Origin of the sequence: Nonomuraea longicatena (assembly GCF_039525605.1) — a bacterium.
GTDB classification, from domain to species: Bacteria; Actinomycetota; Actinomycetes; order Streptosporangiales; family Streptosporangiaceae; genus Nonomuraea; species Nonomuraea longicatena.
This window is the reverse complement of the sequence record NZ_BAAAHQ010000033.1, coordinates 15856-30523: the sequence shown is the minus strand read 5'-3', so window position 1 is coordinate 30523 and position 14668 is coordinate 15856. Positions and strand designations below refer to the sequence as shown.

The window sequence follows — 14668 nt, the reverse complement described above, 5'->3', positions numbered from 1 at the left end:
TGGGTGCCGCCCGGCGCACCCTGCGGGGGCAGGCCGGGGGGCGCCGGGGCACCGTAGGCGGGGATGCCGTAGGGCGGGGTGTCCTCGGGCGAGCGGACCGGGGGCGCGGGGTGGGCGGCGGTGTGCGCGCCCTCCAGCACCGGGCCCGCGTCGGGGCCGACGACGACCAGGCCGGCCAGGCCCGCGCCGCCCGCCAGGCGGCCGAGTTCGGCGTTGAGCGCCGGGCCGTCCTCGCCGAGTTCGCGCAGGGCGGCGATGACCGCGAAGCGCCTGCGCCCGGCGCCCAGCGCGGCAAGGGCCTGGAAGGCGGCGCGCATCGAGTCGGGGTTGGCGTTGTAGGCGTCGTTGATCACCGTGACCCCGTCGGGGCGGTCGGTGACCTCCATGCGCCAGCGGCTGCGGGGCTCGGCGGCCGACAGTTCGGCCGCGATGGTGGCGACCGGCAGGCCCAGTTCGTAGGCGGCGGCCGCGGCGGCCAGGGCGTTGTCGACGGCGTGCTCGCCGTACAGGCGCAGGGTGACGGTGGCGTCGCCGGAGGGTGTGCACAGCCGGAAGGAGGCGCGTCCGCGCTGGTCGAGGACGAGGTCCTGGGCGCGGATGGCGGCCTGCTCGCCCCGGCCGAAGAAGGTGGTCCTGGCGTCGGTTCGCTCGGCCATGGCCCGCACGTACGGGTCGTCGGCGTTCAGGACGGCGACCCCGGTGGCGGGCAGCGCCTCGACGAGTTCGCCCTTGGCCTTGGCGATGGCCTCCTTGCCGCCGAAGACGCCGAGGTGGGCGGTGCCGACGTTGAGGACCACGCCGATGGACGGCGGGGCGATGCGGGCGAGGTAGCCGATGTGCCCGGCGTCGCGGGCGCTGAGTTCGAGGACCATGAAGCGGGTCTCGTGGTCGGCCCGCAGGACGGTCAGCGGGTGGCCGATCTCGTTGTTGAAGGAGCCGACTGGCGCGACGGTCGGGCCGATGCGGCCGGTGAGGCGGGCCAGCAGGTCCTTGGTGGAGGTCTTGCCCGCCGAGCCGGTCACGCCGATGACGGTGGCGGCGCTCAGTTCGGCCGCGACCGAGGTGGCCAGGGCGGCCAGCGCCGCGGTGACGTCGGGGACGACCACGGTCGGCACCTCGACCGGACGTCCGGCCAGGACGGCGACGGCGCCCGCGCGCACGGCCTGCGCGGCGAAGTCGTGCCCGTCGGCGCGCTCGCCCCGGTAGGCGGCGAACAGGGATCCCGGCTCGACCTGCCGCGAGTCGATCACGACGGGGCCGCGGACCACCGCGCGGGGGTCGGCCGTGCCCGACAGGGCGCCACCGGTGAGCTCGGCGATCCTGGCCAAGGGCAACGGGATCATGGGTAAACCTTCCTGTGGATCGCTTCGGCGACCACTTCGCGGTCGTCGAAGGGGATCACCTCGCCTGACACGTACTGGCCCTGCTCGTGGCCTTTGCCCGCCACGACGACCACGTCGCCGGGCTCGGCCCGGCCGATCGCCAGGCCGATCGCTGCGGCGCGGTCGGGCTCAATGATCACATGGGCGCGCTCGTGCTGCGGAACGGCGAGCGTGCCCTCCATCATCGCGGCAAGGATACGGAGCGGATCCTCGGTACGGGGATTGTCGCTGGTGAAAATCGCCACATCGGCGAGTTCTGCGGCTATCTGTCCCATGATCGGGCGTTTGCCGGTGTCACGGTCGCCGCCGCAGCCCAGCACGATGGTGAGGGTGCCGGAGGTGACCGTACGCAGGGAGCGCAGCACCGACTCGACCGCGCCCGGTTTGTGGGAGTAGTCGACCACGGCCTGGAACGGCGACTCCGGGGCGGTGATGCGCTGCATCCGGCCGGGCACCCCCGCGAGGGAGCCGATGCCGCGAACCGCGGTCTGCAGCGGGATACCCGCCTCGACCAGCACCACGACCGCGCCGAGCGCGTTGGCGACGTTGAACGGGCCGGGCAGCGAGACACGCGCGTCGGCCTCGACGCCGCCGGGCCCGACGATGCGGAAGGAGCTGCCGTCGGCGCTCAGCCGGACGTCCAGCGCACGCCAGTCGGCCTCGGGGTCGCCCTCGGCCGAGAACGTCGTCATCGGCACCTTCGCCACGCCCAGCAGCTCGCGGCCGTGGGCGTCGTCGAGGTTGGTCACGCCGACGCGGCTCAGCTCCGGCTGGAACAGCCGGGCCTTGGCCGCGAAGTAGTCGTCGAGGTCGCGGTGGAAGTCGAGGTGGTCCTGCGACAGGTTCGTGAACAGCGCCACGTCGTAGAAGACGCCGTCGACCCGCCCCAGCGCCAGCGCGTGGCTGCTGACCTCCATCACCGCGGAGGAGACGCCGCGCTCGCGCATCAGCGCGAACAGGCCGTGCAGCTCCGTGGCCTCCGGGGTGGTCAGCCGGGGTTCGAAGAGCTCGTCCCCCGCGTGGATCTCGACGCCGCCGACCAGGCCCGTGGTCTGACCGGCCGCGCGCAGCCCGGCCTCCAGCAGGAAGGTCGTGGTGGACTTGCCGCTGGTGCCGGTCACGCCGAGCACGCTCAGATCATGGGCGGGCTGGCCGTACACCCAGGAGGCGATCTGGCCGAGCAGTCCGCGCGGCTGCGGGATGACGAGTACCGGCAGGCCCGTGGCGACGGCCGCCTCGCGGCCCTCGGGATCGGTGAGCACGGCGACCGCACCGCGCGCCATCGCCTCGGCCGCGTAGCCCGCACCGTGCGAGCTGGCGCCGGGCAGCGCGACGTACAGGTCTCCGCGCCGGACCTGGCGGGAGTCGATCGTGACGCCGGTGATCGCCGCATGCGGCGAGCGGCTGGAACCTGAATCGGCGTCGAGCATGGTGGCCAGCCCGGTCAGCGGGCGGGGCGGACTGTTGCTCGGACGCATAGACGACGGGGGACGCACGGCGAGAGCGTACCTTCCCCGTCACTGTCCCGCGCTCATCCGCGCCTGCGGCGCGGCGGAGACGGTCGGCGGAATCTTCCTGCTCTTGATGGCGAAAGTCATGACGTCCTTGAACACGGGAGCGGCGACCTGTCCGCCGAAATGCTCCTTCTTGGGGTTCTGCAGCACCGACAGCACCACCACTTCGGGCGCGTCGGCGGGGGCGAAGCCCACGAACGAGGCCGTGTAGCCATCGTAGCGGCCCAGTCGCTGGTCGTAGCGGTTGGCCGTGCCCGTCTTGCCCGCCACCCGGTAGCCGGGGATGGCGGCCAGGTTGCCGGTGCCCTCGTCACTCACCGCGCGCTCCAGCATGGCGGTGATCTCCTGCGCGGTCCGCTCGCTCACCACCCGCGTGCGCTTGCCCGCCGGGGCGGGCGTGAAGACGCCCTTGGGGTCGGTGGTGCCCGCCACGAGCTGCGGCGGGATGCGCACGCCGCCGTTGGCGACGGTCTGGTAGACACTGGCCATCTGCAGCGCGGTCACCGACACGCCCTGGCCGTAGGCGACCGTGCAGCTCTGGCTGCCCGACCAGGCGCGATAGTCGGGCAGCAGCCCGGCCTCCTCGCCCGGTACCCCTCCGCCGGGCTTGGCGCCGAAGCCGAAGGCGCGCAGCATCCGGTGCAGGTCCTGGGAGCCGACCTTGCGGGCGGCCATGATCGTGGCCACGTTGCTCGACTTGGCGATGGCCTCCTCGAAGGTCATCTTCTCGGTCGGGTGCGGCTCTGCGTCGCGCAGGACCCGGTCGTAGCACTTGATGTTGTCCTTGACCTGGAAGACGGTGCCGGGCCTGACGTGCCCGCCCTCCAGCGCGGCGGCTGCCGTGATGACCTTGTTGGTGCTGCCGGGCTCGAAGACCTCGGCGGCCGCCCGGTTGACGTAGTGGGACGGCGGCGCCTTGCGCCAGTTGATCAGGTCGAGCTCCGGGGCGTTGGCCATGGCCACGACCTGGGCGGTGCGCACGTCCATGACGATGACGGTGCCGCTGTCGGCCTCGGAGCGCCGCACCTGCTCGGCGATGGACACCTGGGCGGCCCACTGCACGTCGCGGTCGATGGTCAGGCGCAGGTGGCTGCCGTCGACCGGCGCCTCGCGCTGGGTGCGCGTCATCGGGATGCGCTGGCCGTCGCGGCCCCGCTCGACGGACTGCTTGCCGTCGTGGCCGGTCAGCACGGAGTTGCGGGCCTCCTCCAGCCCGCCGAGACCGGTGTTGTCGTCGCCGACGAAACCGACGATGGTGCCCGCGAGGTCGCCCGCGGGGTAGACCCGGCGGTACTGCTTCTGCGCCGTCAGCCCCGGTACCTGCGCCTTCACCAGCCGGGCCGCGACCACCGGGTCGACGTCCTTGGCGAGCAGCTGGTAGCGGGTCTTCTCCTTGGCCAGCTTGGCGGCGATCTCCGGCTGCGGCTTGCCGAGCTGGGCCGCCAGGACGCCCGCGACCTTCGCGCGGGCGTCGGCGTGCACGACCGACGGGTCGATCGCGACCTCGCGCGCCTCCACGGTGAGCGCCAGCGCGTGGCCGTTGACGTCGGTGATGGAGCCGCGCTTGGCCTGGATGACCTCGTCGAGGGTGCGCTGGTTGAGCGCCTCGACCTCGTACCTCTTGGAGTCGATGCCCTGCATCTGGATGAGCCGGCCGCCAAGGATGGACAGCACGAACGCCATGGCGATGAGGCCGACGTTGATGCGGCGGCGCGGGTTGCCCAGCCGCAGGACCAGCGGCGGCCTCGGCGGCGGTCCCGGGGGCCGGGGTGGGCGCTGCGGCCGCGCGGTGTCCTCGCGTCTCGGCGTGCCGCCCCTGGGCGGCGGCACGCGGCCGCCGGGGTCGGTGGTCCGCCCCTCGCCGGGGGGGCGGCGCCGTACCGGGTCGCCGTCGACGCGGCGTGGCGGACGGTCGTCGCCCTGGGGGGCGCGCCGGGGCGGGCCGTCGTCGCGGGCGGGGCCGCCCTTCTGGAACGGCAGGTCGAACGGATCGTCGGCGGACCCCGGCCGTCCGGGGCGCGCCGCGCGCCCGGGCGTACGACGAGCGGCGCCTGGCCCTCCCTGAGAGCCGGCGCCGCCAGGTCCGCGGCCGGGGCCCTGCCCCCGGCCGCCGGTCTCTCTCACCTGTCCGTGCCCACCTTGCTCACCTGGCTCACCTCGTCGTCGGCGGGCACCGTGATCACGCCGGGTTCCTTCCAGTCGCGCACGTCGCCGGCGTCGGCCGCCGCCTTGGCCCGCTGCTGAGGGGTGTCCAGCTTGATCAGCTCGGTCTTCACGCTCTCGTTGCTGAGCTGCAGGTCGGCGATCTCGCCCTTGAGTTTGGTGGCCCGCACGGAGTCCTCGGCGAGGACGGTGTTGAGCAGCAGCAGGCTCACCAGGCCGCCACCGAGCAGGCCGAGGACCAGCACGACGAAGGGGGTGCGCCGGTTGCGGGCCGACGGCCTGCGCGCGCGTACGGAGGTCCGGACCTTCCGCACTCTCCGGACCGCGCCCTCGCGCTCCGGGCGGACCTCCGCGACCGTGTCGGCGACACCGTCCGGTTCGGCGGTCTCTGTGGTCTCGGGCCGGGAAATCACGGAAGTCCGCATCTTCGTCCCCGAAGATCCAGTATCGTGAGTCGCGGCTCCCCTGTTCTTTGGTGCTCGGGCGTCCCCGCTTCGCGGCCGGACGCGCGTTTCACGAGGAGCGCCCGCGCGGACCTCGTCACCGCGTCCCTTCCCGGAACGGCGCACCTCGCCACGGCTGGCTCCGTCCCTGCGGTTCCCGCCGTCTTCACGGCTCGCGCCGGTGCGGACTTCGTCCGTACGGGTTCCCGCGCCGTTCGCCCGCTCGGTGCCTCCCGCCCCGCGCGACCGGCTGCCGTTCTTGTTGTCGGCCCTGCTGTCGGTGCCGTCGCCACGGGCGCTCTCGGCACGCGATCCTCGGGCGGCGCGTGAGTCTCCGGAGCGCGCGGGATCGGCGGCGGGGCGCGGCCTCGGCACCGGCTTGCCCGAAACGCGGCGCTGGCCGGTCTTCGGCAGGCCGCCACCGTTCGGCGCCTTCCTCCGGTTCTCCTGCTCAGTCCTCGTCAACACGGATCCTCTCTGCCGCCCTCATCCGGGCCGAGGCGGCCCGCGGGTTGCGAGCCAGCTCGTCTTCCGTCGGGAGCTCGGCTCCCCTCGTCAGCAGGCGGAACCTCGGCTGGTGAGCCGGGAGCGGGACGGGCAGCCCGGGTGGACCGGTGTCCCTGGTTCGCGCCGTGAGGACCTGCTTGGTCAGCCGGTCCTCCAGGGAGTGGTAGGAGAGCACGACGACTCTCCCACCGAGCGCCAGCGCGTCGAGTGCGGCGGGCAGCGCCGCCTCCAGGGCGGCGAGCTCCGCGTTGACCTCGATGCGCAGCGCCTGAAACGTTCTCTTGGCGGGGTTGCCCCCGGTGCGCCGGGTGGCGGCGGGGATGGCCTCGCGGACGATGTCGGCCAGCCGCTTAGTAGACGTTATGGCGTCCTTGACCCTTTCCCTGATGATTAGGGCCGCGACACGCGGAGCGAACCGTTCCTCGCCATAATCGCGGAGGATGCGAGTTAGGTCAGCAGCTGAGTAGGTATTGACCACCTTCTCCGCCGTGAGCTCCTGGCTCGTGTCCATCCGCATGTCGAGCGGCGCGTCGTAGGAGTAGGCGAACCCTCGCTCGGCCTCGTCGAGCTGAGGCGAGGAGACGCCCAGGTCGAACAGTGCCCCGTCGACCTTCCCGAGTCCCAGTCTGGCAAGGACGTCCGCCATCTCGTCGGAGGCGGCGTGCACGAGCGAGATCCGCTCCGCGTACGGCCGCAGCCGTCGTGTGGAGTACTCGACGGCGAACGGGTCACGGTCGATCCCGACCACGTGAAGCGACGGGTGTGCCGCGAGCAGGGCCTCCGTGTGGCCGCCCAATCCGAGATTGGCGTCGACGACCACAGGCCGAGGACCGCCGAGGGCCGGAGCGAGCAACTCCAGAACGCGCTCAAGCATCACCGGAATGTGACCGGCTTCTGACATCTTCTCTCCAACCCCCCTCTCGCGTCCTACTCGCGGCTGACGCGGACGGCCGATACGTCGGTCTTGACATGGGCCCCACCCGGTGCCGTCCGGCCAGGTCCCCATCCGCATCCTCTTCGTTTCGCCTGTCATCTGACACCGGGGAAGGTGCATCAGTTGGCGGGCAGTGGTTGCGGGTGGAGACCTCGCCGAACGACGACTCCGACGGATCGACCGTGACGTTTCACAGAATCCCTGGCAGCACCTCCTCCGACAGATCGGCGAAGGCCTGCTCCTGCGCGCTCAGATAGCTCTCCCACGCTCGCGAGTCCCAGATCTCCAGCCGGGTGTTGGCCCCGATGACCACGCAGTCGCGTTCCAGGCCCGCGTACACGCGCAGGCTCTGCGGGATCGTGATGCGCCCCTGCTTGTCGGGAGTCTCGTCGGACGCGCTGGCGAACAGGACACGGCTGTAGTCACGCACCGCCTTGGCGGTGACCGGGGCGGTGCTGAGAGCCTCGGTAATGCGCTGGAACTCCTCCACGGGAAAGACGTAGAGGCATCGCTCCTGGCCTTTGGTGATCACAAGACCCTCCGCCAGCTCCTCACGGTACTTAGCCGGCAGGAACAGCCGTCCCTTGTCGTCAAGACGCGGTTGATGGGTGCCGAGAAACATCGGCGCCACCTCCCGTGCCTCGTGAAACGCCTGGCGCTGGTGCACCGGCCCTCCACTGCGCACCACCATACTCCACTTCTCCCCACCGTCAACTGATTACAACCCTGCTCACAGCCGTTTCGGCGCGCGTCACCCCAGGTCAGAGCGATGCGGCCAGGTGGAGGGCGCGCGGCGCCGCGCCAACCCTCACGGGCGTGTCGAGGGTTGAAACGCTCGTGAAAACCGGGCCTTCCGGGCACGCGGACGGGGGGCGTGGAGGAAGGTGGAGCGCCCGCGAGGCACACGAGCCGACCCGGCACCTGCTGGTATGCGACTTCAACAGGTCTCTTCTACGGAACACCATGACGGGCGGCGGAAAATCGGTAAAAGTCGCCCATGAACCCCCAGCATCGTAGGGTCGGTACACACAATGGAAAAGGAATGGCATGGCTCCCGTAACGGCACCCTCCCGGCGGGACGGCCGTCACACTTTCTCGCTGGAGGCCTGGTGGCAGTAACCCATGACATCCCTCACGGGCTCGACGAGCTCGTCTCCACCGCGCACCGCATCAGGCAGGCGATCGAGTCGGTCATCGAGGGCAAGGGCGAGGCCGTCCGTCTCACGTTGACCGTGCTGCTGGCGGAGGGGCACCTGCTCATCGAGGACGTGCCCGGCGTGGGCAAGACGATGCTGGCCAAGGCGCTCGCCCGCTCCATCGACTGCCCGGTACGGCGCGTGCAGTTCACCCCCGACCTGCTGCCGAGCGACATCACCGGAGTGAGCGCCTACAACCAGCAGACGCGCGAGTTCGAGTTCAAGCCGGGCCCGGTGTTCGCCAACATCGTGGTCGGCGACGAGATCAACCGCGCCTCCCCCAAGACGCAGTCGGCGCTCCTGGAGTGCATGGAGGAGCACCAGGTCACCGTGGACGGCAACACCTACCAGCTCGACACGCCGTTCATGGTGATCGCGACGCAGAACCCGATCGAGATGGAGGGCACCTACCCGCTGCCCGAGGCCCAGCGCGACCGCTTCACCGCGCGGGTGGCGATGGGCTACCCCGAGCCGTCGGCCGAGCTGGAGATGCTCGACGTGCACGGCGGCACCTCGCCGCTGGACAAGCTGGAGCCGGTCGCGACGACCGCCGAGGTGCGGGCGCTGATCGAGGCGGTGCGCGGCGTGTACGTCTCCCAGCCGGTCAAGAAGTACGCGATCGACCTGGTCGTCGCCACCCGCCACTCCCCCGACCTGCGCCTGGGCGCCTCACCGCGCTCGACGCTGCAACTCGTGCGCGCGGCGCGGGCCAACGCGGCGCTCAGCGGGCGCGACTATGTGATCCCCGACGATCTGCAGGAGCTGGCCGTGCCCGTGCTGGCGCACCGGCTGCTGCCGAGCATCGAGGCCCAGGGACAGCGGCGGATGCCGGAGCAGGTGGTGGCCGAACTGGTCAGGCGGGTGCCCGTACCCGACTCCGGCACCGGACCCGGCCCGGAGCGGCGGGCGTGAGAACGGGACTGGGCGCGCTCACCTCCCGGGGCAGGTCGTTCGTGGCCGCCGGGGTGGCCGCGTTGCTCATGGCCCTGTTCCTCGGCGAGCAGGACCTGCTGCGCATCGGCGTCCTGGTCACCGCGCTGCCGCTGCTGGCCGCGCTGGTCGTGGCCCGCACCCGCTACCGGCTGAGCTGCGCGCGGCGGCTGGACCCGGTGCGCGGCGAGGTGGGCGGCGAGGCCACGGTGACGCTGCGGCTGGAGAACGTCACCCGGCTGCCGACCGGCCTGCTGCTCATCGAGGACACCGTCCCGTACGCCCTGGGCGTGCGCCCCCGTTTCGTCCTCGACCGGGTCGAGGCCAGGGGCGTCAGGGAGATCGCCTACCGGGTCCGCTCCGACCTGCGCGGCCGTTTCACGATCGGCCCGCTGTCGGTGCGCATCACCGACCCGTTCGGGCTGGTGGAGCTGACCCGCGCGTTCTCCATCAGCGACACGCTGACCGTGACCCCCCAGGTGCACGCCCTCCCCCACATCCGGCTGTCCGGCGAGTGGACCGGCGGCGGCGACAGCCGCACCAGGAGCGTGGCCGCGGCGGGCGACGACGACGTCGCCCCGCGTGAGTACCGCCAGGGCGACGACCTGCGGCGCGTCCACTGGCGCTCGACCGCCCGCAGGGGCGAACTGATGGTGCGGCGCGAGGAGCAGCAGTGGCAGAGCCGCGGCGCCCTCCTGCTGGACACCCGCAGGTCGGCGCACCGGGGCGAGGGCCCGCGCTCCTCGTTCGAGGTGGCGGTCTCCGCCGCCGCCTCCATCGGGACGCACCTGGCCCACGAGGGGCTCGGGCTGCGGCTGGTCACCGACCAGGGGCGCGAGCACCTGGCGGACTCGGGGCTGGGCGGGTCGCTGCTCGACACACTCGCGGTGATCAAGAACAGTCCGGCCCGGTCGCTGGAGATCGGCGTCTCGGCGCTGCGCCAGGGCACCGGCGACGGCCTGCTCGTCGCGGTGCTCGGCGCGATCGACCCGGAGGAGGCCAGGGATCTGGCCAGGCTCAGGCACAGCGGCATCACCGGCGTGGCCGTCCTGCTCGACGTGCAGACCTGGGACGGCGCCGAGCCCGGCACCGACGAGCGGCACCGGGCCGTGCAGACGCTGCTGGCCGACTACGGCTGGCGGGTCGTCCGGCTGCCCGCCGGGCTGCCTGTCTCCTCGGTGTGGCAGGAAGCCGCCGGCCGGAGCCGGTTCGCACTCGATTCCACAGGAGGTGCGGCATGAGGCTGTCGATCGCCTCCGCCCTGGCCACGCTCTGCGCGGCCGCCCTGCTCTACCAGTTGTTCGAGGGCGCCGGCTGGTTGTGGACCTCGATCGGCGCGGTGCTCACCGTACTCGCGGCCAGTGTGCTCAGCGGCCGGCTGTCCCTGCCCACGTGGGCGGCAGGGCTGGTGAGCCTCGCGGGCCTCGGCGTCTTCCTCACCGCGTCGTTCGCCGGTGAGAAGGCGTGGCTGCTGGTCGTGCCCACCAAGGGGTCGCTGGCCGAACTGGCCGCGCTGGTCGGCACCGGATGGGAGGACATCCAGCGCTTCGCCGCGCCGGTGCCCGGCGACCTGCCCGGCATCTCGCTGCTGACCTCGGGCGGGGTGGGGCTCATCGCGGTGACGGTCGATCTGCTGGCCGCCCGGATGCGGCGCGCCGCGCTGGCGGGGCTGCCGATCCTGGCGCTGGCGACCGTACCGGCGACGATCCTGCCCGACCCGATCAGCTGGCCCGCCTTCGTGCTCGCCGCGCTGGGCTTCACCGGGCTGCTGGTCGCCGACGGGCGTGAGCGGGTCGGCCACTGGGGGCGCGCGGTCCTGGTGCGCAGCACCCGGCCGGCTGCCGACGCACCGGCCGACGCACAGGGCGGGGCGGTGGGCGACACGAGGGGGCTGCGGCTGTCGGGCAAGCGCATCGGGTTCGCGGCGATCGTGCTCGCGGTGCTGGTGCCCGCGATGGTGCCGCCGCTGCAGCCGGTCTCGTTCTTCACCTTCGGGGTGGGCGGCGCCGGAAGCGGCGGCCGGGGCAACTCGATCAGTATCCCCAACCCGGTGACCAGTCTGCGCGGCCAGTTGGAGCTGCCCGCACGGCGTACCGTGATGACCTACACCAGCGACGACGACCGGCCGCGCTATCTGCGGATCTTCGCGCTGGACACCTTCAACGGCGAGCAGTTCAGCATGACCAACCCGGAGGGCGAGCCGGAGAACCGCACCAGTGAGGGTCCGCTGCCGCCGCCGCCCGGCCTGACCGGGGCCGTCCCGGTCTCCAGTGTGACGACGGACATCACGGTCAGCGAGGAGGTGGCCAATCTCGAGTTCCTGCCGCTGCCGTACGCGCCGGCGACGGTCAACGTCGAGGGCGACTGGCGGGCCGACGTCGACACGCTGATGGTGTTCTCCACCAGGGACAACGCCTCCGGGCTGCGTTACCAGGTGACCACGACCGAGCCTCGGCCCACGGCCGCGCGGCTGCGCGCGCTGCCGGACACCCCGCCCTCGATCGACGAGCGCTACCTGCAACTGCCCGGCGACTTTCCCGACGACATCAGGGCGCTGGCGCGGCGGGTCACGGCCGGCGCCGAGTCCCGCTACGACTCGGCGGTACGCCTGCAGGAGTGGTTCACCAAGACGGGGAACTTCACCTACAACCTGCGCACGCAGGGCCACAGCACCTCGGCGCTGCGCGACTTCCTGCTGAGCAGCAGGACCGGATTCTGCGAGCAGTTCGCCATGTCGATGGCGCTGCTGGCGCGCTCGCTCGGCATCCCCGCCCGGGTGGCGATCGGCTACACGGGCGGGGTGAAGACCGGCGCCCAGTGGACGGTCTCGACCAGCGACTCGCACTCCTGGCCCGAGCTGTACTTCGAGGGCGCCGGCTGGCTGGCTTTCGAGCCGACCCCGTCGGGCCTGGCCGGACAGGGCAGCGCGCGGGTGCCCGACTACTCGGTGCCGCAGGAGGAGCCGGAGGACGACGCCGCGAGCGCCCCGACGCCGGGCGCCACGGACCGAGGCGAGGAGAGCGCCCCGGAGAGCGCGGGGGCCGGTCAGCGCAACGCCGACGACCGTGAGGCGCTGCTGCAGCCGGCCGCCACAGTCGAGGACGAGCCGATGCCGGTGGCCCTGCGGATCGCGATCGGCGTGGCCGCGCTGGCGCTGGTGCTGCTCATCCCGGCCGCGATCAGGGTGGTCACGCGCAGGCGGCGGGTGCGGGCGCTCGGCCGGACGGGCACGGTGCCGCCTGGACAGCCGGGACACGTGGGCGTGCGGGCGTCCGGCGGCGAGAAGGTGCAGGTCGCGGCGGCCTGGGCGGAACTCGACGACGTGCTTCACGACTACGGGATGGCGCGGGGAGCCAGTGAGACGCCGAGGGCGCTGGCACGACGGCTGACCCGGCAGTACGAGTTCGACGCCGAGTCGGCGGCGGCGCTGACCGCGATCACGGACTCGGTGGAGCGGGCGCTGTTCGCCCGGGTTCCCGGTCCTTCTGCGCCGCTGGGCGGGGAGTTGAAGCGGGTGCGGCGGGCGCTGGCGGCCACGGTGTCGCGCGGCAGGCGGATCCGGGCGGTGCTGCTGCCCCCGTCGACGTTGCGGCGGTTCCGGGCGCTCGGCGAGAGTCTGCTGGACGGCTTCGACCGGCTTGAGAACATCAGGCTGCGGCGCACGGCGGGCAGGCGCACCTGAACCGGCGGCGCTGAGCGGGTGTGCGGGCCGTCCCCTTCACGGGGCGGCCCGGCACTCGCTTGATCGGAGTTTCAGCGCTCGTCGTGACGACGGCGCCAGCGCTCCTCCATGCGCTCCATGAACGAGCCTCGGCTCTTCCTGGCGCCCTTGCCCGGCGGTGGTGCGCCGGGACCGGAGGAGCCCGGATCACCGAATCCGTTCATGCGTTTCCAGCTGGACAGGCCCCACAGACACGCGGCGAGCATGACCACGAAACCGCCGACACTGAGCGGGATCATATTGGGGATCACCACGCCCACCATCAGCAAGACGATGCCGAGGGCAAAGCCGACGGAGGCTTTGATCAGGCGCCGCTTGTAGTGGCTGCGTGGATCACTGATCCGTACGGTGTTGGCCCACTTCGGGTCCTCGGCGTAGAGGGCCTGCTCGATCTGGTCGAGCAAGCGCTGCTCGTGCTCAGAGAGCGGCACGGCGCCTCCCAAGGACGGCCCCAGGACGGGGAAGACGGCAACGGACGACACGGGGTGTCCGAACCTCGCGGTCGGTTATCCCCAGAATACGAGCCTGTAGACGTAGGCGAAAGGAAACGTCCAACGCAGACCAAACCGGAGGCGACGATCCCCCGTACGGCACAGCTCCCATTCCTCCATTTTGGAGCATTTGGGACATGGGCGTCATGCCTCCATTTCATCAAGTCGAGCGCGGACAAGCGACGCCGGGAGTACCGCGTCAGGACCGAAACGCCGGATCGCCCTGTCCATGGCCTGTTCGGCCTCACGCCAACCGGTCTCCCTGGCACCCAGACTGAGCTGGCGTGATGCCGTCCCGGCCGGGCTGAGATTCTCCATACGGACCCCCACCAGGCGCAGGCGGACCCGCTCGAGACCGGCGGCGAGGAAAAGTTCGCACGCGGTCGAGTAGATCTCCTGGGCCACGTCGGTCGGCTCGCGCAGGGTGCGCGAGCGGGTGATGGTGGAGAAGTCGGCACGGCGCAGCTTGACGCTGACGGTCCTGCCCACGTGGCCGCTCTCGCGCATCCGGGCGGCGACGCGCTCGGCCAGCCGCAGGAGCTCCCGCTTGATCACCTCGGGATCGTCCACGTCGGCGGCGAAGGTCTCCTCGTTGCCGATGCTCCTGTCGGGAGTGTGCGCGGTCACGGCGCGCTCGTCGCGCCCCCAGGCCAGCGCGGACAGGTGGGCCCCCGCCGCGGCCCCGAGTTCGCGCTGGAGCGTCGTCACGGGCACTCTGGCGAGGTCGGCTACCGTGCGGATGCCGAGGCGCACCAGGGCCTGCTCGGTGCGCTCGCCGACCCCCCACAGCGCCGATACCGGCAGCGGGTGGAGGAAGGCCACGACCTCGTCGGCGGGCACCACCAGCAGACCGTCCGGTTTGCACTGTTTTGAGGCAAGTTTTGCCACGAACTTGCTGCTCGCCACCCCGACCGAGCAGGTGATGCCGTACCTCTCCCTGACCTGCGCCCGGATCAGGGCGGCGATCCGGGCGGGCGGGCCGACGCGCCGCCGCGCGCCGCCCACGTCGAGGAAGGCCTCGTCGGAGGCGATCGGCTCGACCAGCGGGGTGATCGCATGGAAGATCTCCATCACACCCTTGGAGACCGCGGAGTACTTGCCGTGGCCGGGCGGGATGACCACCGCCTGCGGGCACAGCCGCCGCGCCCGGCTCATCGGCATCGCCGAATGGACGCCGAAGGCCCTGGCCTCGTAGGTGGCGCTGAGGACGACGCCGCGCCCGGCGGGGGAACCGACGATCACCGGGCTGCCGTTCAGCTCGGGCCGTTCGAGCAGTTCGACACTGGCGAAGAAGGCGTCCATGTCGACGTGCAGGATCGGGCAGCCGCTGTCGTCGGCCCCCGTCTCCGGAGGGGGGCCGATGCCGGTGAGCTGCTTGCGTGCCACG

Annotated in this window: 11 protein-coding genes; 3 read left to right on the top strand and 8 right to left on the bottom strand. The window is 72.0% G+C overall.

The features are described from left to right. From ABD120_RS27310 to mraZ, 6 genes are all read right to left on the bottom strand, one after another. Positions 1-1343 (bottom strand): UDP-N-acetylmuramoyl-tripeptide--D-alanyl-D-alanine ligase (locus tag ABD120_RS27310; protein ID WP_343952965.1); only part of this gene is annotated, 1343 nt, incomplete at its 3' end. Further along, positions 1340-2860, bottom strand: a complete 1521-nt coding sequence (locus ABD120_RS27305) for a UDP-N-acetylmuramoyl-L-alanyl-D-glutamate--2,6-diaminopimelate ligase (RefSeq protein WP_343952964.1) — start codon at positions 2858-2860, stop codon at positions 1340-1342. The genes ABD120_RS27310 and ABD120_RS27305, both read right to left, overlap by 4 nt. 39 nt (positions 2861-2899) lie before the next feature. Further along, positions 2900-4579 (bottom strand): peptidoglycan D,D-transpeptidase FtsI family protein, encoded by a 1680-nt coding sequence (locus ABD120_RS27300; RefSeq protein ID WP_486348452.1) that lies wholly within the window; start codon positions 4577-4579, stop codon positions 2900-2902. A gap of 437 nt (positions 4580-5016) precedes the next feature. Continuing rightward, on the bottom strand, positions 5017-5472 hold the full coding sequence (locus tag ABD120_RS27295; protein WP_343952961.1) for a hypothetical protein: 456 nt from the start codon (positions 5470-5472) through the stop codon (positions 5017-5019). Positions 5473-5953: 481 nt separating this feature from the next. Continuing rightward, positions 5954-6910, bottom strand: a complete 957-nt coding sequence (gene rsmH, locus ABD120_RS27290; protein WP_343952960.1) for a 16S rRNA (cytosine(1402)-N(4))-methyltransferase RsmH — start codon at positions 6908-6910, stop codon at positions 5954-5956. Between the two features lie 223 nt (positions 6911-7133). Next, positions 7134-7565 carry a division/cell wall cluster transcriptional repressor MraZ gene (gene mraZ / locus ABD120_RS27285; RefSeq protein ID WP_343952996.1) on the bottom strand — a complete coding sequence of 144 codons (432 nt, stop codon included), beginning with the start codon at positions 7563-7565 and terminating at the stop codon, positions 7134-7136. 487 nt (positions 7566-8052) lie between these two features. Between mraZ and ABD120_RS27280 the strand changes: the two genes are divergently transcribed. The 3 genes from ABD120_RS27280 to ABD120_RS27270 are packed head-to-tail and all read left to right on the top strand — an operon-like array spanning position 8053 to position 12751. After that, complete coding sequence (locus tag ABD120_RS27280; protein ID WP_343952959.1) at positions 8053-9051, top strand: AAA family ATPase; 999 nt, start codon at positions 8053-8055, stop codon at positions 9049-9051. Continuing rightward, positions 9048-10310, top strand: a complete 1263-nt coding sequence (locus ABD120_RS27275) for a DUF58 domain-containing protein (RefSeq protein ID WP_343952958.1) — start codon at positions 9048-9050, stop codon at positions 10308-10310. Before ABD120_RS27280 ends, ABD120_RS27275 begins: the two co-directional genes overlap by 4 nt. Next, positions 10307-12751 carry a transglutaminase TgpA family protein gene (locus ABD120_RS27270; RefSeq protein ID WP_343952957.1) on the top strand — a complete coding sequence of 815 codons (2445 nt, stop codon included), beginning with the start codon at positions 10307-10309 and terminating at the stop codon, positions 12749-12751. The genes ABD120_RS27275 and ABD120_RS27270 overlap by 4 nt, the downstream gene beginning before the upstream one ends. Positions 12752-12822: 71 nt before the next feature. On the opposite strand, the gene ABD120_RS27265 is transcribed toward ABD120_RS27270, so the two are convergent. Both ABD120_RS27265 and dinB read right to left on the bottom strand, forming a co-directional pair. Continuing rightward, positions 12823-13221 carry a DUF3040 domain-containing protein gene (locus ABD120_RS27265; RefSeq protein ID WP_343952956.1) on the bottom strand — a complete coding sequence of 133 codons (399 nt, stop codon included), beginning with the start codon at positions 13219-13221 and terminating at the stop codon, positions 12823-12825. A 204-nt stretch (positions 13222-13425) separates the two neighbouring features. Further along, a complete protein-coding gene (gene dinB / locus ABD120_RS27260) occupies positions 13426-14667 on the bottom strand; it encodes a DNA polymerase IV (protein WP_343952955.1) in 1242 nt (413 codons plus the stop codon). Between the last annotated feature and the right edge of the window lies 1 nt (position 14668).

Bases quoted from the DNA above. Each gene is read 5' to 3' on its own strand.
- ABD120_RS27305 (WP_343952964.1), bottom strand. From the start codon at position 2,860: ATGCGTCCGAGCAACAGTCCGCCCCGCCCGCTGACCGGGCTGGCCACC.
- ABD120_RS27300 (WP_486348452.1), bottom strand. From the start codon at position 4,579: ATGGCGTTCGTGCTGTCCATCCTTGGCGGCCGGCTCATCCAGATGCAG.
- rsmH (WP_343952960.1), bottom strand. From the start codon at position 6,910: ATGTCAGAAGCCGGTCACATTCCGGTGATGCTTGAGCGCGTTCTGGAG.
- mraZ (WP_343952996.1), bottom strand. From the start codon at position 7,565: ATGTTTCTCGGCACCCATCAACCGCGTCTTGACGACAAGGGACGGCTG.
- ABD120_RS27270 (WP_343952957.1), top strand. From the start codon at position 10,307: ATGAGGCTGTCGATCGCCTCCGCCCTGGCCACGCTCTGCGCGGCCGCC.